This is a genomic window from Sinorhizobium sp. CB7 (genome assembly GCF_041357635.1).
Taxonomy (GTDB): domain Bacteria; phylum Pseudomonadota; class Alphaproteobacteria; order Rhizobiales; family Rhizobiaceae; genus Rhizobium.
The window spans coordinates 229,332-254,399 of sequence record NZ_JAULLL010000004.1 but is presented as its reverse complement, the minus strand read 5'-3'; the positions used below and the strand labels follow the sequence as shown (position 1 = coordinate 254,399).

At 61.3% G+C, this 25,068-nt stretch carries 22 protein-coding genes and 1 pseudogene; 11 read left to right on the top strand and 12 right to left on the bottom strand.

The window, feature by feature from the left end:
* Nucleotides 1-31 precede the first annotated feature (31 nt).
* The 7 genes from AAE029_RS10280 to AAE029_RS10250 form a co-directional block, all read right to left on the bottom strand.
* Complete coding sequence (locus AAE029_RS10280; RefSeq protein ID WP_371072727.1) at nucleotides 32-1,105, bottom strand: isocitrate/isopropylmalate dehydrogenase family protein; 1,074 nt, start codon at nucleotides 1,103-1,105, stop codon at nucleotides 32-34.
* Between the two features lie 44 nt (nucleotides 1,106-1,149).
* Nucleotides 1,150-2,247, bottom strand: coding sequence for an AbrB family transcriptional regulator (locus AAE029_RS10275; protein WP_371072726.1), 1,098 nt, complete (start codon nucleotides 2,245-2,247; stop codon nucleotides 1,150-1,152).
* 15 nt (nucleotides 2,248-2,262) lie between these two features.
* Nucleotides 2,263-3,678 carry an MmgE/PrpD family protein gene (locus AAE029_RS10270; RefSeq protein WP_371072725.1) on the bottom strand — a complete coding sequence of 472 codons (1,416 nt, stop codon included), beginning with the start codon at nucleotides 3,676-3,678 and terminating at the stop codon, nucleotides 2,263-2,265.
* A gap of 150 nt (nucleotides 3,679-3,828) precedes the next feature.
* On the bottom strand, nucleotides 3,829-4,542 hold the full coding sequence (locus AAE029_RS10265; RefSeq protein ID WP_371072724.1) for an FCD domain-containing protein: 714 nt from the start codon (nucleotides 4,540-4,542) through the stop codon (nucleotides 3,829-3,831).
* A gap of 113 nt (nucleotides 4,543-4,655) precedes the next feature.
* Nucleotides 4,656-6,380, bottom strand: coding sequence for an ABC transporter permease (locus tag AAE029_RS10260; RefSeq protein WP_371072723.1), 1,725 nt, complete (start codon nucleotides 6,378-6,380; stop codon nucleotides 4,656-4,658).
* A 6-nt stretch (nucleotides 6,381-6,386) separates the two neighbouring features.
* Entirely contained in the window at nucleotides 6,387-7,433 is a 1,047-nt protein-coding gene (locus AAE029_RS10255; RefSeq protein ID WP_371072722.1) for an extracellular solute-binding protein, read from the bottom strand.
* Nucleotides 7,434-7,518: 85 nt separating this feature from the next.
* Nucleotides 7,519-8,580, bottom strand: a complete 1,062-nt coding sequence (locus AAE029_RS10250) for an ABC transporter ATP-binding protein (RefSeq protein WP_371072721.1) — start codon at nucleotides 8,578-8,580, stop codon at nucleotides 7,519-7,521.
* 192 nt (nucleotides 8,581-8,772) lie between these two features.
* Between AAE029_RS10250 and AAE029_RS10245 the strand changes: the two are divergent.
* A pseudogene (locus AAE029_RS10245) lies at nucleotides 8,773-8,841 on the top strand (hypothetical protein); the annotation flags it as partial.
* Nucleotides 8,842-8,890: 49 nt separating this feature from the next.
* On the top strand, nucleotides 8,891-9,040 hold the full coding sequence (locus AAE029_RS10240) for a hypothetical protein (RefSeq protein ID WP_371072863.1): 150 nt from the start codon (nucleotides 8,891-8,893) through the stop codon (nucleotides 9,038-9,040).
* Nucleotides 9,041-9,088: 48 nt separating this feature from the next.
* Here AAE029_RS10240 and AAE029_RS10235 read toward each other — a convergent pair whose 3' ends face one another.
* The 3 genes from AAE029_RS10235 to AAE029_RS10225 form a co-directional block, all read right to left on the bottom strand.
* A complete protein-coding gene (locus AAE029_RS10235; protein WP_371072720.1) occupies nucleotides 9,089-9,766 on the bottom strand; it encodes a DUF1028 domain-containing protein in 678 nt (225 codons plus the stop codon).
* A 77-nt stretch (nucleotides 9,767-9,843) separates the two neighbouring features.
* Nucleotides 9,844-10,257: a RidA family protein gene (locus AAE029_RS10230; protein WP_371072719.1), complete on the bottom strand. Its 414-nt coding sequence runs from the start codon at nucleotides 10,255-10,257 to the stop codon at nucleotides 9,844-9,846.
* A gap of 58 nt (nucleotides 10,258-10,315) precedes the next feature.
* Complete coding sequence (locus AAE029_RS10225; protein ID WP_371072718.1) at nucleotides 10,316-11,566, bottom strand: flavin-containing monooxygenase; 1,251 nt, start codon at nucleotides 11,564-11,566, stop codon at nucleotides 10,316-10,318.
* A gap of 320 nt (nucleotides 11,567-11,886) precedes the next feature.
* On the opposite strand from AAE029_RS10225, the gene AAE029_RS10220 reads away from it, so the two are divergent.
* From AAE029_RS10220 to AAE029_RS10190, 7 genes are all read left to right on the top strand, one after another.
* Nucleotides 11,887-12,840, top strand: coding sequence for a LysR family transcriptional regulator (locus tag AAE029_RS10220; RefSeq protein ID WP_371072717.1), 954 nt, complete (start codon nucleotides 11,887-11,889; stop codon nucleotides 12,838-12,840).
* A gap of 274 nt (nucleotides 12,841-13,114) precedes the next feature.
* Complete coding sequence (locus AAE029_RS10215) at nucleotides 13,115-15,457, top strand: glycoside hydrolase family 3 C-terminal domain-containing protein (RefSeq protein WP_371072716.1); 2,343 nt, start codon at nucleotides 13,115-13,117, stop codon at nucleotides 15,455-15,457.
* The gene (gene argE / locus AAE029_RS10210; RefSeq protein WP_371072715.1) at nucleotides 15,454-16,659 is read left to right on the top strand and encodes an acetylornithine deacetylase; all 1,206 of its coding nucleotides are present in this window, start codon (nucleotides 15,454-15,456) and stop codon (nucleotides 16,657-16,659) included. The genes AAE029_RS10215 and argE overlap by 4 nt, the downstream gene beginning before the upstream one ends.
* Nucleotides 16,660-16,725: 66 nt before the next feature.
* Nucleotides 16,726-17,796 (top strand): ABC transporter substrate-binding protein, encoded by a 1,071-nt coding sequence (locus AAE029_RS10205; RefSeq protein ID WP_371072714.1) that lies wholly within the window; start codon nucleotides 16,726-16,728, stop codon nucleotides 17,794-17,796.
* A 119-nt stretch (nucleotides 17,797-17,915) separates the two neighbouring features.
* Nucleotides 17,916-19,652, top strand: a complete 1,737-nt coding sequence (locus AAE029_RS10200; RefSeq protein ID WP_371072713.1) for an ABC transporter permease subunit — start codon at nucleotides 17,916-17,918, stop codon at nucleotides 19,650-19,652.
* Nucleotides 19,653-19,701: 49 nt separating this feature from the next.
* Nucleotides 19,702-20,760, top strand: a complete 1,059-nt coding sequence (locus AAE029_RS10195) for an ABC transporter ATP-binding protein (protein ID WP_371072712.1) — start codon at nucleotides 19,702-19,704, stop codon at nucleotides 20,758-20,760.
* A 3-nt stretch (nucleotides 20,761-20,763) separates the two neighbouring features.
* Entirely contained in the window at nucleotides 20,764-21,675 is a 912-nt protein-coding gene (locus tag AAE029_RS10190; protein WP_371072711.1) for a nucleoside hydrolase, read from the top strand.
* A gap of 160 nt (nucleotides 21,676-21,835) precedes the next feature.
* Here AAE029_RS10190 and AAE029_RS10185 read toward each other — a convergent pair whose 3' ends face one another.
* Together AAE029_RS10185 and AAE029_RS10180 are read right to left on the bottom strand one after the other, a co-directional pair.
* Nucleotides 21,836-22,708, bottom strand: coding sequence for an alpha/beta fold hydrolase (locus AAE029_RS10185; protein WP_371072710.1), 873 nt, complete (start codon nucleotides 22,706-22,708; stop codon nucleotides 21,836-21,838).
* Complete coding sequence (locus AAE029_RS10180) at nucleotides 22,705-23,127, bottom strand: helix-turn-helix domain-containing protein (protein ID WP_371072709.1); 423 nt, start codon at nucleotides 23,125-23,127, stop codon at nucleotides 22,705-22,707. The genes AAE029_RS10185 and AAE029_RS10180 overlap by 4 nt, the downstream gene beginning before the upstream one ends.
* Before the next feature lie 127 nt (nucleotides 23,128-23,254).
* Here AAE029_RS10180 and AAE029_RS10175 point away from each other — a divergent pair, with 127 nt between their 5' ends.
* Both AAE029_RS10175 and AAE029_RS10170 read left to right on the top strand, forming a co-directional pair.
* Complete coding sequence (locus AAE029_RS10175) at nucleotides 23,255-23,590, top strand: hypothetical protein (protein ID WP_371072708.1); 336 nt, start codon at nucleotides 23,255-23,257, stop codon at nucleotides 23,588-23,590.
* A gap of 413 nt (nucleotides 23,591-24,003) precedes the next feature.
* Nucleotides 24,004-24,969, top strand: a complete 966-nt coding sequence (locus tag AAE029_RS10170; RefSeq protein WP_371072707.1) for a DUF4037 domain-containing protein — start codon at nucleotides 24,004-24,006, stop codon at nucleotides 24,967-24,969.
* The last annotated feature ends 99 nt before the right edge of the window (nucleotides 24,970-25,068 follow it).

Below are 25,068 nucleotides of genomic sequence, written 5' to 3'. Positions count from 1 at the left end.
GGAGGTGGCCGCCCTTCCTCCGGCCCGGTCCTCAAGCGCCGATGTGGCGCAGGATACCGTTCGTCATGTCACTGGTGCCACCCGTGCCGCGAATATCCTTCGTGCGGGTGGCGGGATCTGCGAGCGCTGCCGTGATCGCCTTTTCCATGATGGCCGCAGCCTCGACGGCCTGGGGCAGCTTTCGATTATGGCCCAGCCATTCGACCATCATGCGCGCGGATTCGATCATCGCGAAGGGATTGGCGATGCCCTTTCCGGCGATGTCCGGGGCCGACCCGTGGGTAGCCTGCGCCATGGCGATTGCGCCTTCGCCGATGCAGAGGCCCGGCGCCATGCCGAGCCCGCCGACGAGGCCCGCGGCTTCGTCTGTGAGGATATCGCCGAACATGTTCGTGGTGACGATGACGTCGAAGCTCTGCGGATCGCGGATCAGCCGCATCGCCATCGTGTCGACGATGACCTCGTTAACGGTTACATCTGGAAACTCCTTGGCGACGCGATGGCATTCCTCGACAAACATGCCGCAGCCCAGCTTGAACACGGTGTTCTTGTGAACAACCGTCAGGCGCCTCTTGCGCTGCTGGGCGATCTCGAACGCGGCCCGCGCCACGCGGGAGGAGCCAAGCCGGGTAATGACCCGGACGGAAATCGTCATGTCTTCGGTGGGGCGGAACTCGCCGGAACCCGCGACCACATTGCGGTCCGGCTGGAAGCCCTCGTTGTTTTCCCGCACGATGACCAGGTCGATGTCGTCATGGATCGCGCCAAGTCCTGGATAGGAACGTGTCGGCCGCACGTTGGCGAAGAGATTGAAGCGCTTGCGCAAAATGGGGTGCGGATTGATCGCGCCCGGGACTTTCGGATAGGCCTGATGGCCGATCGGGCCTAGGATGAAGCCGTCCATCTTCATCAGCGCTTCGATCGTGCCCTCTGGAAAGGTGGATCCCTCTGTGTCGAGCGCCGACCTCCCGATCGGCATCGGCCGCCAATCGATCCGCAATCCGGACCGCGCGGCGGCGGCTTTGGTCACCGCAACGGCAGCCGGGACGATCTCGTGCCCGATATCGTCGCCGTTCAGTATTCCCAGGATCAAGTGATCCGTCATGTTTGTCTCCTTAAGCTTAGTGAGTGCGCTCAGTGCGGGCCGGCTCAGGACTTTCCGTTCGGAAGAAAGCGCGAGCAGTAGTCGAAGGCTCTGAAAACGAGCGGAATTGTCGTCATGACCAGCGCGATCCGCATGATCTGGAAGCCGGTCACCGTCGTTGCATCCAGGTGCATCGCGGTCGCCGTCAGCACCATTTCGGTCACGCCGGCCGGTGCCACCGCGAGAAGTCCGGTGCTGAACGGCAACCCGGCAACATGTCCGACGAGCGAGGCGATCAGGGCAGCCGCGGCGAGCAGGAATGCGGTGGTTCCGACGGCGGCGAGCGTGACGCGGGGAAGCCGTCCGACAATCTCGCGCCTGAAGCGGCAGCCGATCCAGGTGCCGATCACGATCTGCGCGATGTTGAGCAGCACACGCGGCACCGCGAAGGGACCATATCCCATGCAGGCGATCGTTGCGCCGAGGAGCGCCGGCGCAAGGAGCCATGTGTTCGGCATGCGCATCGGCAGGAGGAGATAGGCCAGGACCGCCGCGCCCGCCAGCAAGGCGGCAAGTGGCAGAAGTTCCGCTGCCAGATTGACGACCTTCTCTGGCACCTGACCCGTTTCACCAAATATGGCGAGCAGGAAGGGCACCGTCGTGACAATCGCCGTCACCCGGATCAGATGCACGATGGCGACTGTATCGGCGTCGGCGCCTTTCTGGTGTGCGATCACGGCCATTTCTGCGAGACCGGCGGCCGCTGTGGCGAAGAACGCCGTTCGCCGGTCGATGCCAGCGAGCTTTTCGAGCAGGATTGCTGCCGCAGAGGTGGCAACAATGACGAGCAGCGTCGAGGCGAACATCACCGGGATCAGCCGTAAGGTCGCGATGGCGACATCCGGAACGAAGCGCAGGCCGATTGACACCCCGACAACGACCTGGCCGAGTTCCCGTCCGAACGGAAGGGTCCTGACGGGCAGGCCGAGCATCGTGGCCACGGCCGTGAGCATCAGGGGCCCAAGGAGAAAGGGCAGGGGCATTGCCGCGCCATAGGCGAGCGCCGCGCCAAGGCATCCGGCTGCGAGCGTCAGCGCCATCTTCGGCAGTTGGCGCCAACCAGCATCTGACGTTCCATGCTGTCCTGGAACCGGGGCGTGCATGCGACCGGTCCCGGCTTAGGCGATCGTGACCAGCAATTCGGACAGTCGGTCGAGCGAGGGAAGCTCCTCGACATTGCGAACCAGCTCGATGATCTCGTCGGCGCGGGATGCCGACATGCCGGCAAAGGAGACATTCTCGCGGAATTTGCCGGCGACCTCGTCATAGGTCATCGGGAATGCGGGAGATCCCTTGCCGAAGTCGGCGCGGCCGGAAATCTTGCGCCCGTCCTTGAGTTCGATATCGATGATCGTCGTCATCAGATGATATCCGGCGGCCTCTGCGACGTCGTCGACGACAAAATCGACCTTTTCGATCATCGCCTTGACGTCCTCGCGAACCACGACTTCGTCGGTGAATTCTGCAAGACCGGCCCGACCTTCCAGGAGAAGGATCGCCATGCAGAACTCCATGGAGAACTTCGCCTGCAGTTCGTCCTTCGGCCGATGGTGGATCAGCGCGTTGGGCATGTTGGAATTGGTGCCGACGCGAACATGCTTCACGTCGTCGGCCCGAATGTTGTGTTCCTTGATGAGGCGCAGCATTTCCGTCATGCCGGGGTGGGTAAGCGAGCCCGAGGGATGTGGCTTGATGGACACGCCGGGGTCGGCAAAGGTCCAAGGCGCTCCGAGCTTTCCAAGGATCGCGTTAACGTCGTAGCCTCCGCCCGCTGCGCTGAAGAAGCCGCGTGGGGCTTCCAGGATCTTCGGCGTAGCAGTCCATCCGTAGGACGCGAACTGCGCGGCAGCCACACCGCTTTCTGAGGATCGGCCGGCGTGGAAGGGTTTGGTCATGGTGCCGAAGTTCTCGCGCAGCCCCGCCGACTGGCTGCCCGCAATCGACAGTGCCCGCAAGGTCGTCGGCACATCGAAGCCAAGAAGCTTTGACGCGGCCGCGGCAGCGGCGAAGGTTCCGCAGGTCGCCGTCGCATGGAAACCGGTCTGGTAGTGGCGCGGGTTGATCGCCTCGGCGATCTTGCACTCCACCTCGACACCCAGATGGTAGGCAAGCATAAAGTCGCGGCCATTCGCCTTGACCATTTCGGAAACGGCAAAGGCGGCGGGCAGGGCCGGTGCGGTCGGATGCGTCAGAAGGCCGTAGACCCGGTCCTTGGCGACAGCAAGCTGGGTATCGTCATAGTCGTCCGCATGAATGCCAACGCCATTCGCAAAGGCGGCGAAGCGGGGAGAAACGCGTCGTCCACCGCCTATCACGGTTGCAGGGCCGTCTCCAAGGTTGAGATCTGAAAGGTGCTGCCGAACGAGCTCGCCACTCTTGGCAACGGAACCTGAAGCCGCCAAGCCTAAACCATCCAGGATCGACTTCTTTCCGATTTCCACCACCTCCCTCGACAGATCGTCCGGGCGGGCGCTCGCGATGAATTCCGCCACATATTTTGTCAGTTCGCCGTCGACTTTGGCGCTCTGGTTCATGTCCTCTTCCTCTCTCCCAAAGATCAATGACAGACCTTATAACGTCCAAATGATTGTAAATTGTCAACAGTTTTTTGTTGTCTAGTTGGGCCGGAGTGCACGTTGATGCACGTCTCAATGCCTCGTCGACATGTTGCTGAATTTGAGTGGTCAGGCCGTGTCCGGCTCTCCCGCGATCCGCGTCCGAACTATGCCATTGGTGATGTGCGCACGGGCCGCAATAAAAGCCTGCAACGGGTCGCGCGCCTCCAACGCTTTGTAGATTGCCCGGTGCTCGGCATTCGATACGCTGAGGACGTCAGGGCTCGAAAGCGCCCTATACCGCTGGATGTGAAGTTCCCGTACGAAGCTCTGGTAGATGGATTCCAGGCGGTTGTTGGCGGCCATATGCGCGATCTGCCGGTGAAACTCGAGGTTGATCGGATAATAGTCGTGGACGACACCGGTTTCCACAACGGCGTCCATTTTCTTGAGCAGACCGGCTAGAATCTTCAGTTGCCCGTCCGTGATTTTCTCGGCGAGCATCATCGCCATGCAGGCAAAGACGCCGGCTCGCGCCTCGGACAGATCCTGCGCCTCGTCATTGGTTAGCGCCCGGACGAAAAAGCCCCGGTTGGGAATGATCTCGATGAGGCCCATCGCGGCTATGGCGCTGCAGGCTTCGCGAATCGGGCCGCGGCTGACACCAAGGCGCTGCGAAAGGGCGTTCTCGTTGATCCTTTCGTTGGGCTTCAGTTCGCCTTCGATGATCATGCGCTCGATCTCGGCTTGCACGACATTGCTCAGCGAGCGGGTGCGCAGAAAGTCGATAGCAGCGAGGGCTTGTGTCTGTTCCGGTACTTTCGCCATCTTGTCGTCGTGCATCCTGTCCTGCGGGCTGGCGGGCGGCCACCTGGCCGCCCCTGGGCCGTTCATACCAATTGTCGTTCTGTCATGCTATCTCACTCATACACCATGAGATACTGGTGCCTTGGACATCAACCTCTCGGCGTTTCGGGTGAGCGTCCGAGGACCGGAACATTGTTCGCCACGTAGACGACGGCGAACGATGCGATCAGGAGAATGATGCCAAGCACGCAAATGGCGCCGAGGTCCCCGCTCTCGTTAAGGTCGTAGATGATGACGGAAACGAGCTTCGTATTGGCGGTCGTCAGCAGGATCGTCGCCGAGAGTTCGCGGATCGTGCCGACAAAAACGAAGCACCATGCGGCGATCACGCTCGTTCTCAGCAGTGGCGCAGTAATGTCCCAAAGGGTGCGAAGCCGTGAGGCACCCATGATTCTGCCGGCTTCCTCCAATTCGGGGTGAATGCCGGCGAAGGAGGACGACATCTGCTGATAACCTGCAGGCAGCTCGATCGTCATGAAGGCGATCAGCAATATCCAGATCGTGCCGTAGAGCTGGAACGTTGGGTTGGCATAGCTTAGGAACAGGCCGACGCCCAGCACAATCCCGGGGATTGCGATCGGAGCCGTGGCGAGCAGGCCGAGGTAGTTTGAGCCGGGGATCGAACGTCGGGTCACGAGATAGGCCGTGATCAGCGCGATGACCGTCACGGCAGTTGCCGTGAGCACGCCGAGCAGGAAGGTGTTGCGCAGCGCAAGCTGTGTCGCTGAGAAATCGAAGAGAACAAAGTTCCAGTGCTTGAGCGTGATCGTCTGCCAGGTGAGCGGATCACCGGCGGTGTTGGTGAACGCCGTCTTGAAGATCGCGCCATAGGGCAGGAAGATCGTCAGCGAAAGGACTGCTAGAACGAACAGGCCTGCGGCCCACTTCCATTTGCCGAGCTTGATGATACGGGGCGATCCGCTCTTGCCGCCAAGCACGGTATATCCCTTGCGGCCCAGCACCATCTTCTGCGCGCGCAGCAGGATGACGGTAATGATGAGCAGCGGAATGGCTGCTGCTGCCGCCAATCCAAGTTGCGGCGGGAATTGGAACAGGCTCCAGATCTTGGTCGTAATAACGTGAAAACCGGCCGGCAGTGCCAGGATTGCGGGGGAACCGAACATCGTCAGTGATTGCAGGATGGCAATCAGGGTGCCGGCCAGCATCGCCGGCAGAACCAGAGGAAAAGTCACCTTCCGCAGGGTCGTCAGCGCTTTGCCCCCGAGAATGGCGGAAGCGTCCTCCAGGTCCGAGGGGACCTTGTCGAGCGCGTTGGCGACAAGCGTAAAGACGTAGGGGAAGGTAAAGCAGGCGATCGCGAAGATCAGGCCGGGCATGGTGTATATGTTGACCAGCACCGCCGACGAATCCAGCGAAAAAAGCTTGCGGTAAAGGACATTGACCATGCCACTGTTGGGTGCAGCCAGGATTTCGTAGGCAATCGCACCGAGGAACGGTGGCGTCACGAAAGATGCCGTCACGAGCACCCGGATAAATTTGCGTCCGGGGAGATCGGTGCGCGCCACGAGCCAAGCCATTGGCGTTGCGATGGCGCATGACAGAATGCCGACTGCAAACGCCATACCGATGGCAAGCCCATAGGCGCGCAACAGCGTCGGATCGGTGACGAGTGCTGCGAAATTTCTCAGCGTGAAAGCGCCGGTCTCGTCGCTTTTAAAAGCATAATACAAGATCCAGAACAGCGGCAGGACCACGAGCACGCTCAGGAGCAGCGCCAGCAGCGTGAAAGTGGGGATCGACAGGTCGACGCCGCGGCGTCGACCCTCCCAGGCGGTCGAAGCGATATCTGTCATCGTCAATCAGGTCCCGAAATATTTCTCGTAGTTGGACTTGATCTCCTTGATCATCGGCTCGAGCTTAGCCGGGTCAAGATGCAGGACCTTGATCTGGGACAGCGGTGTCCGCGTCGACTTTTCCTTCACGTCAGGATGGAAGGATCTCAGGCCGCCGACATCGCTGTTGAGCTGCTGCGCCTCGAGCGAGAACAGGAAGGCATAAAAGAGTTTGGCTGCCTCCGGGTGAGGCGAGTTGGCCAGAACGGCGGCGTTGCCGACGGCAAGCGGCGTGCCTTCTGCCGGGTAGACGATCTTGATCGGCACGCCTTCTTCCTGCAGGCGGAAGATGTTGTATTCGTTGCCATCGATCTCCAGTGCCCGTTCGCCTTGGGCGAGCTTCTTCGGTGGTTCGGTCGACGACTGGACCTGCATGACCTGCTGCTGGCCGAGCTTTTCGAAGAATTCCCATCCGAGAAGATCCTGCAGGACGAAGGTCGCGGTCATCACCGTGCCACTGTAGCCCGGATGCGCCTTGACCATCTTGCCCTTGTATTTTGGATCGAGAAGGTCGGTCCAGGTCTTCGGAGCGTCCGCTTCGGGAAGCAGGTCCGAGCGATAGGCGATCACCGACAGATGGGCGCGATAGGCCGCGAAATTGCCGTCCGGGTCCTTTTCATCGGCCGGCCATTTCTTGGCCACCTCTTCCGGCACCATCGGGACCAGCCAGCCCTGGCGCTTGAAATATTCGAAATGGACGGCATCCGACGTCTCGACCACATCGGCGTTATAGATGCCCGACGATATTTCCTGACCAATGCGCTGGAAAACTCGTTCCGAGCCGGCACGCTCTACCTGTACGTCGATTCCAGAATAAGTCTTCTCGAAGAGTTCGGCGAGCTTCTCCGCGACCGCAACGTCCGTGGCGGTGTAGAAAACGAGCTTTCCTTCTTTCTGGGCCGCCGAAACAAGCTCCGGCGTTATGGCGTAGGGCGCCGGCGCCTCTGCCTGAGCGTGAGACGTCATCGCCAGGCCTGCGATGACCACTGTTGCTGCGAATGCTCTTTTCCACATATGTGCGTTCCTCCCGTTTCCACATGTTGAAAATTGCTGAGGCCGGCCGCTGCTCCAAAGGAGGCGCCGGTAAATGATCCTCCCTCTATTGAGCGAGCGCGCGGCAATGCTCCGGCGGGAAATGCAGCCAGACATCGCTGCCGGCCGACATTTCCACGTTAACCGGTGCAACTGCGCGCACCGTTTCGCCGCCTGGAATGGCGACGAGATAGTCGCGATGGGAGCCGAGGTAGATCTGACGCTCCACCTTGCCCAACACAGAATTCGCCTCCGACAAACGCTGCGGTGACAGCGATATGTCGTGATGCCGGACGGAAACCGCGCCGCTGCCGTTTGCGGGCAGCGATCCGCTTGCGCATTTCAGCGTGAAGTCGCCCGGGCACAGCACGGTGTCTTCGGCAACCTTCCTGCCGGTGAAGATGTTCGTTCCCCCGATGAAGCGCGCCACGAATTCCGTTTCCGGTCGTGCATAGATATCCTCCGGAGAGCCGGCCTGTTCGATATGCCCGTTATTCATCACGACGATGATGTCGGCCGTCGTCATGGCTTCCGCCTGATCGTGCGTCACATAGACGGTGGTGTAGCGGAATTCGTCGTGGAGCCGCCGGATTTCGAAGCGCATCTCTTCGCGAAGATTGGCGTCGAGGTTGGAAAGCGGCTCGTCCAGAAGAAGGATCTCCGGCTTCACGACGAGGGCCCTTGCAAGCGAGACACGCTGCTGCTGGCCTCCGGAAAGCTCGCCTGGATAGCGGCTCTCGAGCGGTTCCAGCTTGGTCACCGCAAGGATCGCACGCACGCGGGCGGTGATTTCTTCCGCCGGCATTCTGCGTAGCCGCAGGCCATAAGCGACGTTTTCGAAGACAGTCATGTGCGGCCAGAGCGCATAGCTCTGGAAGATCATCGACATGTTCCTGCCTTCGGGCGGCACTGTGCCATGGGCGGAAGAGACGACCTTTCCGCCGACCCTGATTTCGCCGCCATTGGCCGAAACGAAACCCGCCACCAGCCGGAGCGTTGTGGTCTTGCCGCAGCCCGAGGGCCCGAGAAGGCACACGAGTTTGCCCTTGTCGACGGAAAGGTTGAGATCCTTGATTACGGTCAGTGAACCGTAGTTCTTAACAAGCCCGGATAATTCGAGAAATGACATTCAACCTCCCATTGATTGTCTTTCACGTTCTGGCAAAGCTAAGGAGTAAATTGAAAATTGTCAACAGATGACCATTTGCAATAGCCACCGATTGTCGTGCGCAGAGAACCATCGACCCGAGATAGGCATTTCGCGGGTCGCCGTGGTGCAGGGCGAAATCCCCGAGCACCGGCTCGCGCTGTCTACGAACTCATGGTCAACAAGATCCTGAGAGGATCGAAGACCATGTCCGTGGGCGACCGGACCTTCCGCTATGATCCGGCGACCTACTTCATGATGTCGGTCGACCTGCCTGCGGTCGGCTCCGTTCATGCTTCAGAGCACGGTCGGCATTGCCATCCAATGGATCAAGGATTTCGCGAAACCGCTTCGCGTAGAGGCACTGGCGGACATGGCGGCACTGAGCGTCTCCACCTTTCATCGTCACTTCAAGGCAGTGATGGCAACCCGGGCGCCGTGAACCAAATCGCCGCCGGATAGGCTGCGCGATTCGAGGCGGCAACGCCGATCACTCGTTCCCAGGAACGCCGTAAGATGGCGAGACGGAGGGTTCGAGGGCACGAGTGACGTAATCATCGGCCTGGCCACGATATACTTCCCAGGCGCGAGCGACGGCTGCGACCGGGCAGCCTTCGTCCAGCCAGTCGACGCGGAGTTCGGCATAGGGCCAGCTCTCGCGATCGACGATCAACAGGCCGGCAGAATGGACAGGTCCGGCCTCGCCGCCCGCCCGGACGGCTGCCGTCAGCGCGGCGATCAGCCTGTCGCCGAGCAAGCCCTCGGCTGCCTCGAACGCACGGACCATGGCGCTTGGCACGCTGTCGTTCGCCAGCAAATTTCCGCCGGCTACACAATTCAGGCCTGAGACGGAGGTCCAGATGCCGAGCGCCTTGGCGCCGGAATGGACCGCGGTTTCACCTTTGACGTCCACCGCCAGAAGCTGGCGATAGTCTGGGAATGAGTCCCTTTGCCGGGCCGCCGAGACGGCTTCGACGGCGCCTGCTCCCTTTGCTAGCTCATCCAGCATGTACGGGCCGAGAGCCGGGTTGGTCACGTTCTGCGTGGCGACTGCGCCGACACCGGCACGTGCCCAGGCACAGCGGGCGGCGACCGCCGGAGACGAGGAGGAAATTGCTACGCCGAATTGGCCGGTCTTTGCGCAGCGCGCCACGATGGAAAAGGTCATGCGGAACTCTCCTGTCTTGAAAGCGGGAATGAGACGACCGCCGTTCCGAGCGACCCCTCCGTTGACGTTTCTTACGGTCAGTCGGGAATGACGGCCGTGGCGTCGATTTCGACCAGCCAATCGGGGCGGGCCAGCGCCACGACGACAAGGCCTGTGCACACCGGATATACGCCTTTGATGTATTCACCCATGGTTCGATAGACCGCTTCGCGGTGACGGACATCGGTCAGGTAGACCACGAGCTTGGTGACGTGCTCCATCTTGCCGCCGGCTTCTTCCACCAACTGGCGGATGTTCTGCATCACTTTGTGAGTCTGTTCGACCGGGTCATGGCTGTCGATGTTCATCGCCGTGTCGAGATCCTGCGGGCACTGACCGCGCAGGAAGATGACCGTGCCACGAGCGACCACGGCCTGGCAGAGGTCGTTGTCGAGCCGCTGCTCGGGGTAGGTGTCCTTGGTGTTGAATTTGCGAATGCGGGTGTGTGCCATTCTCTTCTCCATCGGGGGCAGGCAAGCATGGTGACGTGGGTCGATCGGCGGGGCAACTTCAGCCCTCTTCGGGATAGGCCAGGTATTGGTTCTGTATGACGATGTGGTCAGCCAGGTACTTGGCGTCGTGCCATACGCCCCAAATGAAGCTGGAACCGCGACCCGAGAGCCATGGCAGGCCGAGGAAGTAGATACCTTTCTCGGACGAGACGCCGCGCTGGTGCTTCGGGCGGCCCATTTCATCGAAGGCATTGACCTTGAGCCAGCTGTAATCAGCGCTAAAGCCGGTGGCCCAGATGATCGAGCTCACGCCGGCTTCTGCCAGAGCGAGTTCCCGCAACGGATTGATGACGCAGTCCACCTCAGGACCGAGAACGCGAGCCTCGGGCTCCTCCGGGAGATTGAGGCCGTTGCGCGCAACGAAGGCATCGGCCTCGTCAAGCAGCGAGAGATAGTTTTGGTCGCCGCGGTCCAGGTTGCGCGCCAGATCGTTGCCGAAGGTGAGCTTGCCGTCCTTGAAAGTGGTCGTCATCCCCACGAGAACCATGCCGAGCGATGCGAGGCGGCGGAAATCGATGGTTTTGCCGCCACGTGCGCCGCTTACGGCAATGGTGACATGTTCAGTGCCGGGAGCCTGCGCCTGAGCATCCCATTTCCCGAGGACGCCGAGCCACCAGACGAAGTCCCGACCGCGATAGGCGCGCGGCGGACGGTCATGGGGACCGACCGAAAGATAGACTTTGCGGCCGGCATGCATCAGCTCATCGGCGATCTGGACGCCGGACGAACCCGCGCCGACCACCAGCACCGCACCCTCCGGCAGCTGTTCGGGATTGCGATAGTCACTGGAATGCAGCTGACAGATGCCCGCGTCGGCTGGTACGAGTGGCGGGATGTTCGGCTGCTGGAAAGGGCCGGTCGCCGCCACAACATTGCGGGCTTCGATGACGCCGCCGGAGGTTTCGATGCGAAAGCCCGGGCGATCTTCGAGACGCTCGACGCCGGTTACCTCGACCCCGCAGCGGATGGGCGCATCATGCATCTTGGCATAATCTTCAAAGTAGTCGGCGACCTGCTCTTTGGGCACGAAAGAGTCCGGATCACCAGGAAATTTCATGTTGGGGAAACGGTCATGCCAGGCGGGGCCGTTGGCCACCAGAGAATCCCAGCGTTTGGAGCGCCAGCGCTCGGCGATCCGGCCCCGCTCGAGAACGAGGTGCTCCACGCCGTTTCTGCTGAGATGCTCGCTCATGGCGACACCGGCCTGGCCCGCCCCGACGACAAGCGTGTGGATCTTTTCGACAGACATGCGTTCGTCCTTTTCTGTTTCGCCGGATCCCGCCGGTCGCTGGCGACTGCCTGGATTCCGCTCTATCGAAGCCCTTGGTTTCAGAAAATTACGAATTCCTGCAGCATTGGTTAGGATCGTCGAAAGCAGATCGGGGCGTCGCGCCGACCAAAACGGCAGGCGAGCACGGGCGGGCCGGCAAGGACATGCGAGGCTGTGGGCGTTTACACTTCAGGAATTGACGATTATTAAATCGGCAATTGACGTCTTCTCCCTTTGGCAAAGGCTTTCCGCGCTCGGCGCCGAGGCGAAGGGATGACGCGCTGCATCAGGTCTCATTCATGCGCTTTACGCTTCGGCAGCTCGAATATTTCATTGCGACGGCCGAGGCTGGCTCCATCACCCTGGCATCCGATCGTATCCGGGTCTCGCAACCCTCCATCTCGACAGCGATCTCACAGCTCGAGATCGAACTCGGCACGCAGCTTTTCCTGAGGCGTCATGCGCAGGGACTTTCGCTGACACCGGCAGGACAGAAGATTCTTGTGCAGGCCAAGGCAGTAATCGAGCAGGCGCAGAGCCTCTACACTGCCGCCTCCGAAGCCATGGACCAGGTGCGCGGCACGCTTTCGCTCGGCTGCCTTCTGACCTTTGCGCCGATGCTGCTTCCCGAAGTCAGCCACAGCTTCAACGCCGCCTATCCCGGCGCGACCGTGCGGCCGACCGTTGGGGATCACAGCGTGCTTCTGACAAAGCTGGAACGGGCGGAACTGGATGTCGCGCTCTCTTATGATCTGGCGATTCCGGAAGGCTTCGAGTTCAAGCCCCTGGCGGAGTTGCCGCCCTATGTTCAGGTGGCTGAAACCGATCCGCTCGCCGAACGTTCCGCCGTCACACTGGCCGAACTGGCCGAGCGGGAATTTATCCTGCTCGATCTGCCGCTTTCGCGAGACTACTTTCTCGGGCTATTCGCAGCCGCCGGTGTTACACCTAACATTGTCGCCCAGATCCAGCATCAGGAAGTGATCCGCACCATGGTCGGCAACCGCTACGGCTATACGCTGGCCAACGTCCGCCCAAAAAACAAGGCGGCACTGGACGGACGGCGCCTGGTTGCACTGCGTCTGGCCGGCGATCACAAACCCATGCGCATCGGCCTTTTTCGGGTCGGTCAGCAGGTCGCCACCCGCTTGGTGCGCTCTTTCGAGGAGCATTGCCGCAATCTTATTTCCGACAGTTATGTCCCCGGTATGGAAGCACCGGCTCTCAATCTGCGCCGCAGCACGCAGAGTTAGAGCCTGATGCCCCGCGAATACCGCACACTTTTCGGCATCCCGCTACTGCATGTTTCCTTAAATCGGAGCCGATTTAAGGATAAAAACATGCAGCAGTTCAAAGTGCTACAGCGACCTTTGTGCGTCTTATTAAGACGCACGGCGCTGTAGGCTCGTTTTTTTCTAAGCATCAGTTCCGAACATCCTATTTTTCTTTTTTGCCGGCGGATGAGACTGTGTCCGCTCGTCATCAGGGTGCAGCCGCAGCATCCGGCAGCAGTACATGGAGGTTTTCTTGCTCGATCAGACCGCATCCGCCGATCATCAGTCCAATCCCGTCATCCAGGCGATGACAAACGACGAGAAGGTCGATCTCCTGTCCGGCTTCGGGATGTGGAAGACGGCGCCGATTCCCGCCCATGGAGTCAAGCCGATCGTTATGACCGACGGCACCTACGGCGTGCGTTACTCCATTCCACAGATCGACGGCGACCAGCGCGGCGGCATGGACCTTGACGCGTTCCTGTCCGTGGTCAACCAGCGCGCCAGCGACGTGGCCGTCGCCTGGGGCGAAATGAAGCCTGCAACCTGCTTCCCCAACGGCTCGGCTATGGGCAACAGCTGGGACGAGACGCTGATGCGCCGCCTGGGCACGCTGCTCGGCAGAGAATGCCGCGCGATGGGCGTGCACCTGCTTCTGGGGCCTGGCATTAACCTGCGCCGGACGCCGCTGGCCGGACGGTCTTACGAATACTACTCGGAGGATCCGGTGGTGACGGGCAAGCTCTCGGCGGCCGTGATCGAGGGTATCCAGTCGCAAGGGGTAGGCACCTCGCTCAAGCATTTCGCCTGCAATAATTCCGAGGTCGAGCGGACCACGATGGACAGCGTCGTGGAGGAGCGTGCCCTGCGCGAGATCTATCTCAAGGGGTTCGAGATCGCGATCAGGCAGGCTCGGCCGTGGACGGTCATGTCCTCCTACAACCGGCTGAACGGTGTTCAGGCCTCACAGGATCCCTGGCTTCTCGACCAGGTGCTGTGCAAGGAATGGGGTTACGAAGGCATCGTGGTCTCGGACTGGCATGGCATCAAGGATCGTCCCGCCTCGCTGATGGCGGGCGGCGACCTGGACATGCCCGAAAGCCCGCGCCGCAAGGCGGATCTGCTGGCAGCCCTGAATGCCGGAACGGTGCCGGCCGAAGTGGCAGACCGTTCCTGCGCACGCGTGCTGGACCTGATCGAACGTTGTCTCAAGGGTGCCGAGGGTCCCGTGCCGGCCTACACTGCCGAGGAGCATCACGGCGAGGCCCGTGCCATGGCGGCAGCCTCCATGGTTCTCGTGCGCAACGAAGGGCTTTTGCCGATCCGTCCCGCAATACGACGGATTCTCGTGGTCGGACGCGATGCCGGAACGCCGGTGATACAGGGCTCCGGCTGCGCCACGACCACCCCTACCATGGTGGATCAACCCTTGGAACAGCTGCAGGAGGCGCTCGGCCAGGATCACGACCTGACCTTCCGCCCGGAAGCCGATGCTAGGACGCTCGAACTGGCCGCCGGGGCGGATCTGGTGCTGGTCTATACCTCGACCGAGGGTGCCTATGACGGCGAGGGATCCGACCGGACAACGCTGGCGCTCGGACCGGGCCAGGACGAGATGATCGCGGCGCTTGCCGCCGTCTCGGATAAGGTGGCCGTTGTCATCGCCTGCCCGGACGCGGTGGAGATGCCCTGGATCGACAAAGTCAAGGCCGTGCTCGTCACCTTCTATTCGGGCCAGGCGATGGGCGGGGCCGTCGCCGACCTGTTAACCGGGGCGGTCAACCCATCGGGCAAACTCTCCGTCACCTTCCCCAGGCGACTGGCCGACGTACCGGGCTTCCTGCACTATCCGGGCGAAAACGGCCGCCATGTCTATGGGGAAGGCATCCATGTCGGCTATCGCAGCTACGACCTGCGCGAGATCGAGCCGCTTTTTCCTTTCGGTCATGGCCTAAGCTACACGCAGTTCACCTATTCCGACCTGACGCTCTCCGCGCCCGAAATCGGCCTTCGCGAACAGATTACCGTGTCCTTTACTGTCACGAACACCGGCGAGCGCGCTGGAGCGGAGGTGGCACAGGTCTATCTGCAGGCCTTAGGCAAGCGGCTCAGACGCTCGCCGCAGGAGTTGAAGGGCTTTGCAAAGCCCATGCTGCAGCCCGGCGAAAGCAAGCGTGTCGATATCGTGCTCAGGGGTTCCGATCTGGCGATCTGGGATCCGGGGCTCGGCCGCTGGGTGCTCGAAGGTGTCGACGCACGGCTGGTCGTCGGCGCCTCGTCACGCGATCCGAAGCTCGTGGGCGATCTCAGGCTGAAGTCCTCGGTCCTGCCTTATCGCCGACTGGCCTACGACACCCAGCCGATCTTTGTGCTGCCGAACCCGATGGCGCGCGACCGGATCTGCGCCTATCTGGCAGATCGCTGCGACATTTCGGCCGCGGATGCCATGCGGATGCTGGAGCACTGCTCAAATTCCTTCATCGGCGTGTTCTCGTCTCTCGAACGGCGGCTGCGGCTTTCGATTCCTGAAGCGGATGTCGCCGACCTGATCCGAGAGATCAACGACGCCATGGATGCGGCCGAGGCTGAGCTGTGACGCCGACCGAACGCTGGTTGGAACGCCTGATCGCGCATCCCACCGTCAGCGCAGAGACGAACCTTCCGCTGATCCACGAGATCGAGGCCGCGCTGACGAAGGCGGGTGCTGTCTGCGAGCGCTTTCCCGATGCGACCGGGAAGAAAGCCGCGCTGCTCGCGCGGCTGGGCCCGGACGTACCCGGCGGGCTGATGTTGTCGGGCCATGTGGATGTCGTGCCGGCGGCAGGGCAGGACTGGACGGTGCCTCCTTTTGCGATAACGCGCCAAAACGGACGGCTTTACGGGCGCGGCAGTGCGGACATGAAGGGTTTCATGGCCTCGGTCATGGCGCTCGCGGAGGGGCTGGATCTAGTGAGCCTGATCCGGCCGCTCTGGCTCGCCATTTCCTATGACGAGGAGATCGGATGCATCGGCGTGCGCCCGATGATCGAGGCGATCGCGGCACGCGGCATCCGACCTGGGTTGGTCGTGGTAGGAGAACCGACTTCGATGCAGCTCGGATTGGGGCACAAGGGCAAAATGGCCTTTCGCGTGACGGCCAGGGGCGTTCCGCGCCATTCGGCCGAAGCGCCGCTCGCGCTCAATGCCCTGCACCTGGCGGCGGATTTCATTGCCGGCCTGCGGGGGTTGCAGGACGAGATTGCGGTCAATGGTCCGCGCGAGGCGGGTTATTCCGTGCCATATGCCACGGTGCATGTCGGCAAGCTTTCCGGCGGGACCGCCGTCAATCTGGTGCCGGACCGCGCGGAACTCCTGATGGAATGCCGCATGATGGCCGCGGACGATTCCGCAGCCCTCGCCGAGCGCATCCTCAATGTTGGCGCTTCGGCTCTCGCGCCTCATCAGGCCCGCTTTGCTGAGGCTGCTCTTGAGATCGAGGAAACCGGACGCTATCCGGGCCTTGCCACCGATGCGGGCCATCCCGCGGTGCAGGCCTTTGCTGCCTGCCTGCCGAAAGGCACGGTGGAATGCCGCGTCAGCTTCGGCACCGAAGGGGGGCTGTTCGCTCAAGCGCTTGATTCGCCGGTCGTTATCTGCGGGCCCGGCAATATGGAACAGGGCCATCGCCCCGATGAATTCATCGCCGAAAGCCAGCTTGCCGCCTGCGACAGCTTGCTTGTCGCCGCTGTGGATCGGTTCTGCCGCGCTTCCCGCAACATTGCTTCGAATGTCCCAAAGCAGATGCACGGAAAATTGTAATTTACCGAAACTAAACGAATGTCAAATGTACGGCGATAAACAGTCAAACAACAGCCGGAGGGCAGAATGAACAAGAGTTTTTCGCGCCGTCACTTTCTGAAGAGGACGACGGGGCTGGCCGCAGTCGCATTGGCGGCACCGACAATTCTAAAAGGCTCGCGGGTCTTCGCCGGTGAAACACTGGTCGTACGCGACATGGGCGGCGCCTTTTACGAAGGCTTTAAGGTCGGCTTCTATGACACCTTTACTGCCGAAACCGGCGTCGTCATTCAGACCAATACGAACGAGCCCGACCCGATCCCGCAATACAAGATGGCGGTCGATACCGACACCAAGCTTTTCGACGTGGCGCTGATGACGCCCGAGCATGTGCTGCGCCTACGCCAGCTCGGCGACCAATATATGCTGCCTATCAACGTCGAGGTTTCGAATCCGGGTGATTTCACGCCAAACAATTTCGAGCCGGACTTCATCGGTGTGGCAATCTACGCCCTGGCTATGGGCTACCGCACCGATACGGTGAAGACGGTCCCCACCAGCTGGGCTGATTTCTGGAACGTCGAGGCATTCAAGGGGCGCCGCGGCCTGTGGCGCAGCCCGGTGACGACGCTGGAAATGGCCCTGCTTGCCGACGGCGTGCCGCTCGACAAACTTTATCCGCTCGACGTTGACCGCGCCTTCGCGAGCCTCGACAAGATCAAATCCCATATCGACATCTGGTGGACCTCGGGCGCCCACGCGACCCAACTCCTGAAGGATGGCGAACTCGACCTCATGTCCACTTGGTCGACGCGTGCGCAGGCCGCCATCGATGCGGGCGCGCCGGCCGGCATCATGTGGAACGGCGGCCTATTCAACATCGACGGCTGGACGATCGCCGGCAATACCGAGAAGGCGGACCTCGCCCGCAAGTTCATCGAGTGGTGCCTGGATGGCAAGCGGCAGGCGGCCTACACCGAAGCTCTGGCCTGCGGCCCGACCAACATGAAGGCCTACGAGCATCTGAGCAAGGAAAAGGCGGCTCTCTTGCCGACCGCTCCTGATAACATCAAGGGTCTGACGATCCTGAACGCCAAGTTCTGGGCGGAGAACCAGGACGCGCTGACCCAGCGCTTCGAGCAGTGGATTCTCGGCTGATTTTCGGCCAGATAGTCTACCTGATCCTCCAACCCCGCCGCCGGCGGGGTATGCTACTGACGGTGGGTGGCCCGGTTTCCCCGATGGAGGAACGGGCCATTTCAACGAACGGGACATCCATGGCTGAACTCTCCGCCAAAAACACCTTTGCAAGGCAGCGCTTCAGGCTCGACAGCCTATGGCTTTCCACACCAGGGCTCGTCTACATGGCGCTGCTGCTGATCTTTCCGGCCGGCGCGCTGATCTGGCAATCCTTCATCGACCCCAAGTCCGGCGCCTTCGATCTGTCGGTCTACCAGCAGATGTTTTCGGCGGGTGTCTATGTGAAGGTTCTGGCCAATACCTTCGCCATCGCCGCGCAGGTCACGGTCGTCTGCCTTCTGATCGCCTATCCCATCGCGCTCTGGCTCGCGGGCATGGAAGAGCGGCGGCGGCGCATGGCGATGTGGCTGATCCTGCTGCCGTTCTGGGTCAGCCCGCTTCTGAAGAACTTCGCCTGGATCGTCCTGCTGGCGCGCAAGGGCATCGTCGCGCAACTTCTCACCGGCATGGGTTTCGACACCGAGCTAAATCTGCTTTACGGGCGCGGGGCCGTAGTCTTCGGCATGGCCCATGCCATGCTGCCGATCGCCATACTGACCATGCTGCCCACGATGCTTTCCATCGACAGCCGCCTCATGCCCGCGGCTATGACCATGGGCGCAAGCCGCAGCCAGTCCTTCTGGCGCATTTTCGTGCCGCTCTCCATGCCGGGCGTGGCGGCGGCCGGACTTCTGATCTTCGTCATGGGACTCGGCTTCTTCATCACGCCGGCACTGCTCGGATCACCCAATGAGACCGTAATCGGCCAGATGATGATCACGCAGGTGCAGAAGCTTTTCAACCTGCGCCTCGCCGGAGCGCTGGCTGCTCTCCTATTGGCCGTCACGCTGATCACCATCGCCGTCTACGACCGGTTTTTCGGCATGTCGGCCGTATCCGGTAACAGCGCTGCGGTGCGTCGCAGAAGCGTCGTCGGCGCCCTCGGCGGCTGGATCATCGAAATCGGCGCGGCGATCAGCGATGTCATCGCCCGCCTCCTGCCTCGGCGTCTCGGCCGCGGCGCTTTCACCGTGTTCGTCTGGGTGGTGATCGCCGTGCTGATCGTGCCGGTCCTCGCCTTCCCGCCCATGGCCTTCTCGGGCTCGAGCTTCCTCGAATTCCCGCCCAGGAGCTTCTCGCTGAAATGGTTCGAAGCCTATATCGGCTCTAACCAGTGGATGGGCGCGACCATGCGCTCGGCGATCATTGCAGTTGCGACGGGCGTTCTCGCCACGATCATTTCCGGACTGGCTGCCTATGGGCTGGCACGCTCTCGCGGCAAGGCGGGCGGACTGGTCTTTCTTTCCTTCATGCTCCCGATGGTCGTGCCGAACATCGTGATCGGCGTGTCGCTTTTCTACATCCTCGCCAAGGTCGGCCTGATCGCCAGCGATCTGGGCATTGTTCTCGGCCACACGCTTTCGGCCATCCCGGTCGTCTTCGTGATCCTGCTCACGACCTTTCGCGGCGTCGACTGGCGCTTGCTTCAGGCGGCCGAAACGTTGGGCGCCAGCCGCTGGCAACAGATCCGTCTCATCCTCCTGCCGCTGGTCAAGGGAGGTGCCGTCGCGGCCTTCCTCTTCGGTCTCCTGCATTCCTTCGAAGAACTGACCATTGCGCTTTTCGTGGGCGCGGGGGTTAAGCAGACCCTGCCGAAGCAGATGTGGGACGACATCATCCTCAGCATTTCCCCGACCCTGGCTGCGGCCTCGGTATTCATCGTGGCGGTGGTGACCGTGCTCTTCGTCATCGCCGAAAGGGCAAGGCCGCGTTGACATGAGCGCGCCCGTCTCTCCCCTGAACACCAAAGGAACCCCTGTCGACATGTCTGCCGCTTCTGCCACCTCGCCGGAAATCAAGCTCCAGGTTCAGGGCTTGGCCAAGATCTACGGCCACACTATCGCACTCGATCATGTCGGTCTCGAAGTCCGCAAGGGAGAGCTGCTGACGCTTCTCGGCCCCTCCGGTTCGGGCAAGACCACCCTTCTGCAGTTGATCTGCGGCCTGCAGGAACCCAGCGCGGGCACCGTTATCATCGATGGCAAGGATCAGACTCATGCACCGGTGAACAAGCGCGACATCGGCGTCGTGTTCCAGAACTATGCGCTTTTCCCGCACATGTCCGTTGCCGAGAACATCGGCTTTGCCTTGAAGATGCGGAGCCTGCCGAAGGCCGAGATCAACGCCAAGGTTGCCCGGGTGCTGGAGACCGTGGGTCTCGCCCATGCGGCCGACCGCTTCCCCTCCCAGCTTTCCGGCGGCCAGCAGCAGCGGGTCGCGCTGGCGCGGTGCCTCGTCTACGATCCGGCCATCATCCTGATGGACGAGCCGCTCGGTGCGTTGGACGCCAAGTTGCGCGAAATCATGCAGATCGAGATCAAGCGCATTCACCGCGAGACCGGAGCCACGATCATCTTCGTAACCCATGACCAGCAGGAAGCGCTGGCGCTTTCCGACCGCATCTGCCTGATGAACAACGGCAAGATCGCCCAGCTCGGGACCCCGCGGCAGATGTACGAAGAACCCGAAAACCTTTTCGTAGCCGACTTTATCGGCGTTTCCTCGATCATCCGCGGCACGGTGGAGGGCGGGGGGCTTCAGACCGCGCTCGGCGCTCTGCCGATCGGCGGAGCTGCTCCGGCCGATGGTACGAGGGGCGCCATCGTGGTCCGTCCCGAGGCGATCACCCTCGGCGAAGGACTCTGCGAGGGCCGGGTGCGTGAGACGGTATACGGCGGCTCCGACCTGCGCGTCATCATCGATGCCGGCGAGCAGGAGATCATCGCGCGCGCGCCTGCCCAGGCAGGCGACGTGGAGGTGGGCGCGTCCGTTCGCTTCGGCTGGGCGCCCCAAGCCGTGCGTTTCCTGGCCGACAAGGATTGAGCCATGACCGCCCTCCGCTTCCTCTACGATTGCGATCCGGGCGCGGACGATGCGTTGGCTATGCTCTTCGCGCTCGGCCGCCGTGATGCGCTGGAAATGATCGCGGTGACCTGCGTGGCCGGCAATGTCGGACTGGAGCCGGTCCTCAACAACGCCCGCCGCATCCTGGAGCTTGCCGGACGGCAGGATACCCCCGTCTATGCCGGCGCGGCGCGGCCGATCATGGCTGCACGGGGGCGGGTCTCGATCATGCACGGTTTGGACGGGCTGGCCGACAGCCCACTGCCTGTGCCGACTATGCCGCTGAGCCCCGGCCATGCCGCCACCGAGATCTCGCGCATTGCGCGGGCCGAAGGAAAGCTCCACATCTGCGCCACGGGCCCGCTCACCAACCTGGCCCTGGCGCTGCTTTTGGATCCGGAGTTGCCGCAATATGTCAGCGCCATCACGCTGATGGGCGGCGCAGCCTTCTGCCCCGGCAACACGACGCCGCTTTCCGAATTCAACTTCGCAGTCGACGCCCATGCTGCCGCGATCGTCTTCGACAGCGGTATTCCATTGACCATGCTGGGCCTCGACGTGACGCGCCAGGCGGTCGTCACCGACTATATGATCCGGGAGGCTCAGACGATCGGCACGCCCGTGGCACTGGAGGCGGCACGGCTGCTTGTCCACTACGGTGCGAAGGACCCGTGCCTGCACGATCCGAGCGCGATCGCCTGGATGCTGGCACCCGAGATCTTCAAGTCGGTTGCGGGCCATGTCTCGATCTGCACCGACAGCGGACCGGCCATAGGCCAGGTCGTCGCCGCCGTGAGCGAAAGGCATCTGGCGGGACGTAGTCCGAACTGCACGATCGTCACAGGTGTCGATGCCGACGCATTCGCAGGGCTTTTCGTCGATGCGCTACGCTGACAGATCTCTCAATTTCTGTGGGTTGCGCGTCACATAAACGGCGACAATTTTCTCGTTCCCGTTCGAAAGCATGACAAGACAGCCGCGCCGAATGTGGCACGAACGGTCCGATTTTCCCGTGGGATACCTGGTTGCCTGCGAGTGATATGCGGCCGCGACATCACCCTTTGGCAGGCTGAATGTTCCGCTCCAGAAATTCCATGATGCGTCGCGACTGGTTCGGGAGAAAATGGTACCCGTCTTCGATAAAGTATATCTCCGCATGCGGAACGGCCCCTTCCAGCCTGGCCCTCGTATCGCGGGAGTTGAGCAGGGCATCCCGCCCGCCGACAACAGCGAGAATCGGCATATCGAGTTGGCGTAGCTGTTCGTCCGTCAGTTGCGGGATCTTCACCACCCGCGGTTTGATCGCTCGACCAATAGTCTCCATAAGGTCAGCCATCCCTAGCATTTCGGCAGGAAGCTCCTTTGGAGCAGGACCGAAAACCTTCTCCCGGATCCTGCGCTTCCCCCACGGGCCGAGAAGCAGGAGCGGCGCCACCGCGAGCAGGAAATTCTTCTGCCGGCCGATGCCGGCCGGGCAGATCAAACTGAGCGCCTGCACCGCCGCGGGTCTTTTGCTCGCATAGTCGAGCGCAAGCCATCCGCCGAGGGACGTGCCGACAAGGCTGGCAGTCTGGATGCTCAAGCCTTTGAAGACGTCGTCGAGCCACAAGGCGTGTGCATCTCCGGTAAGATCCGGTCTCACCCGTGCGCTCAGCCCAGCTTCTCCGATCATGTCGACCGCGAACAGCCGAAACTTGGACGACCACAGCGTGACATCAGGCATCCAGGCCGCGGAATTGGCCTGCGAACCATGCAGCAACACAACCGGGGGTGCCTCTTCCCGCCCGCAGGCCACGACGAATGTCGAACCCTGGCATGTCGGGATGCGCAGGTCGGTTTTCGGCACCGGCCATTGGCACAGAACCTGCCGATATTGGGCCTCGACCTGCGTAGCTGCTCTCTCGCTTCGAAAAACTACGTCTTTCACGAGCGCCGCCCGAGCTGCAGTTGCACCATCTCCAACAATCTGGCTGCGTCGGACGGACTGCCGATCACAACCACTTTTAGGCTCCCGGCGGATGGATCGAAAGCCGTGTTGAGGTGCAGCGGCGACGTCCTGGCGTTACCCGTCATCGCTACGGCGTTGAGGAATGTCGCTACCCGCTCCGCACCCTCCGGCGTCATGCGAGGAATGTCGACGATGCACGTCGCGCGCACATCGTTTGCTGGATCCGCGTAGCCACCTGCCACACCGGCAAATGCGTCGAGCTTGGCCCGGTCGATGCGATAGGACTTTCCAATCCGTGTCGCCGGCAGGCGCCCGTTGCGGATGTGCCGGAGCACGGTCTTGGGGTGCAGCTTCAACTGCCTGGCGGCCTGTTCGACGGTCATGAGGATATCTGACACAGCCAAAATGCTCCATAAACTTCCCTTTAAATGATATGATATAGTATAATATGGATCAATAGAGAATATCCCTCGGTTTGAGGTATTGGAAGAGTGCGGGTAGATGTTGGAAGACGGCGGAACACCAATGAAATATCGGCTCCGTGCGGATTTAAGAGCGGCCATGAAGGCCGGCAGGAAACGCGAAGCTGCTCTCATTCGAGAATTGATCGCTGCTATCGACAATGCGGAGGCGGCGCCTGGCCGCGCAGAACGGGCATCTCTTGTTCGTCATGACTTCTCCAGTGGGTCAGCGGAAGTGGAAAGGCTTTTCCTGAGCAAGGATCAGGTGCGCGACCTTCTTTTGAGAGAGATCGAAAAGCGCGAGCAGGCGGCTGCCGAATTTGGCCGCTTGGGCGAAGCGGAGGGGGCCGACGCGTTGCGCACAGAAGTTCTGTTGTCAAGGCGCTATATCGAGGAATAGATATACGCCGAACCAAGAATCAGCGCAGAAGTGCGGGGGTGTTGGTGGCGGGAGCGCGAATGCTCTGATGCGCTGATATATTGGCTGATGTTGCGTTATGGCGGCAAGCGATCCGGAGCTGCAGACTCAGCTTTTCAGATCGCCACCACTGATAGAGTTCTTTGAGATCCTTCGCGTGAACATCGATCATTCTGAAGGTCGTGATAGCATCGCCGAGTATTTCATGGCCGCTCGATCCGAGATCGGTGCTCCCCTCGTGCGAAGGTTCTGGGATGATTGCCCATCTGGAGGAGCTGAAGACGTTGCCTGATTTCGTTTCCGGTCTGAAACTTGCTCGAGATTTCTATGTCGAGATCGTCCGTGAGGTCGTTTCGGTTCCACATGCGGCTGCGTTGCTCGGTGAGGGATCGGAAGTGCTAGGCTTCGACCAGCCTCGCTCGACGGATCATGCGTGGGGGCCCCGCCTGCTGGTGTTCGTTGAGCCCCAACAGGTGAATGACGTGCTGCGAGAGATTGATGCGCACCTGCCTCCCGAGTTCAGAGGCTGGCCTGTCAGGTTCTACTCCTGGCAAACGAATACGGTTCGACACCATGTCGATGTCGTGACGCTTGATGCTTGGGCGACGGCGCAGCTCGGGGTCGATCCACTGGCGAACGAATTGACAGTCCCGCACTGGCTCGCGCTTCCACAGCAGAAACTCCTGCAGATGACAGCTGGCGAGATGTTTCACGACGATTTGGGCGAGCTTCGCCGTCTTCGCCAGATGCTTGCATGGTATCCAGACGATGTGCGGTTATGGGCCATGGCATCGCAATGGCATTTGATCGGTAACGCCGAGCCACGGATAGGTCGAACTTTGGAAGCTGGCGATGCGCGTGGATCGGCTCTGATTGTTGCACGGATCACGCGGTTGCTGATGGAATTGAGTTTCCTACAGGAGCGTCGATACTGGCCTTATGAGAAGTGGTTCGGGACTGCGTTTTCACGCCTTGAAATCGCACCGAGGCTGGGACCGCATTTGGATGCAATGCTTGCGGCTTGCGATGCAGCAGATCGGATCGCCGCTGTCCACGCCGCGTTGCGCGTGCTGGCGGATCAGCATAACAGCCTCGGCGTAACATCGCGTGTGGAACCGGTGATCGCCGCTTTCCAAGTGGGTATCAACGAAGCAGTCCGGCCTTATCGCGTTATGAACGCTGGGGCGTTCGTGGACGCCTGCAAAGCGGCAATCAAGGACGACGCACTTCGCCGGCTCGTGACCGTCGGGACCTTCGATCAACTCACCCATGGCGACGACGCGCTCACCAACTTCACTCCATGGCCACAGCGAATGGCCGCAATCTATCGAGATTTCCTTTTTCATCCGGAAACCTTATAGGGAACTAGAAGCTGTCATTTCGCACATGATCGCCGGACCGACTTCTTATTCCACGGCCCATGCCGCATAATCGCGCCGGTGGCGATAGGCGCGGTGTCC

Excerpts from the sequence above, each read along its gene's own strand:
- AAE029_RS10235 (WP_371072720.1), bottom strand. The coding sequence starts at position 9,766 with ATGACCTTTTCCATCGTGGCGCGCTGCGCAAAGACCGGCCAATTCGGC.
- AAE029_RS10200 (WP_371072713.1), top strand. The coding sequence starts at position 17,916 with ATGGCTGAACTCTCCGCCAAAAACACCTTTGCAAGGCAGCGCTTCAGG.
- AAE029_RS10175 (WP_371072708.1), top strand. The coding sequence starts at position 23,255 with ATGAAATATCGGCTCCGTGCGGATTTAAGAGCGGCCATGAAGGCCGGC.
- AAE029_RS10275 (WP_371072726.1), bottom strand. The coding sequence starts at position 2,247 with ATGCACGCCCCGGTTCCAGGACAGCATGGAACGTCAGATGCTGGTTGG.
- AAE029_RS10270 (WP_371072725.1), bottom strand. The coding sequence starts at position 3,678 with ATGAACCAGAGCGCCAAAGTCGACGGCGAACTGACAAAATATGTGGCG.
- AAE029_RS10280 (WP_371072727.1), bottom strand. The coding sequence starts at position 1,105 with ATGACGGATCACTTGATCCTGGGAATACTGAACGGCGACGATATCGGG.
- AAE029_RS10230 (WP_371072719.1), bottom strand. The coding sequence starts at position 10,257 with ATGGCACACACCCGCATTCGCAAATTCAACACCAAGGACACCTACCCC.
- AAE029_RS10225 (WP_371072718.1), bottom strand. The coding sequence starts at position 11,566 with ATGTCTGTCGAAAAGATCCACACGCTTGTCGTCGGGGCGGGCCAGGCC.
- AAE029_RS10240 (WP_371072863.1), top strand. The coding sequence starts at position 8,891 with ATGCTTCAGAGCACGGTCGGCATTGCCATCCAATGGATCAAGGATTTC.
- AAE029_RS10265 (WP_371072724.1), bottom strand. The coding sequence starts at position 4,542 with ATGCACGACGACAAGATGGCGAAAGTACCGGAACAGACACAAGCCCTC.
- AAE029_RS10205 (WP_371072714.1), top strand. The coding sequence starts at position 16,726 with ATGAACAAGAGTTTTTCGCGCCGTCACTTTCTGAAGAGGACGACGGGG.
- AAE029_RS10220 (WP_371072717.1), top strand. The coding sequence starts at position 11,887 with ATGCGCTTTACGCTTCGGCAGCTCGAATATTTCATTGCGACGGCCGAG.
- AAE029_RS10260 (WP_371072723.1), bottom strand. The coding sequence starts at position 6,380 with ATGACAGATATCGCTTCGACCGCCTGGGAGGGTCGACGCCGCGGCGTC.
- AAE029_RS10250 (WP_371072721.1), bottom strand. The coding sequence starts at position 8,580 with ATGTCATTTCTCGAATTATCCGGGCTTGTTAAGAACTACGGTTCACTG.
- AAE029_RS10190 (WP_371072711.1), top strand. The coding sequence starts at position 20,764 with ATGACCGCCCTCCGCTTCCTCTACGATTGCGATCCGGGCGCGGACGAT.
- AAE029_RS10195 (WP_371072712.1), top strand. The coding sequence starts at position 19,702 with ATGTCTGCCGCTTCTGCCACCTCGCCGGAAATCAAGCTCCAGGTTCAG.
- AAE029_RS10255 (WP_371072722.1), bottom strand. The coding sequence starts at position 7,433 with ATGTGGAAAAGAGCATTCGCAGCAACAGTGGTCATCGCAGGCCTGGCG.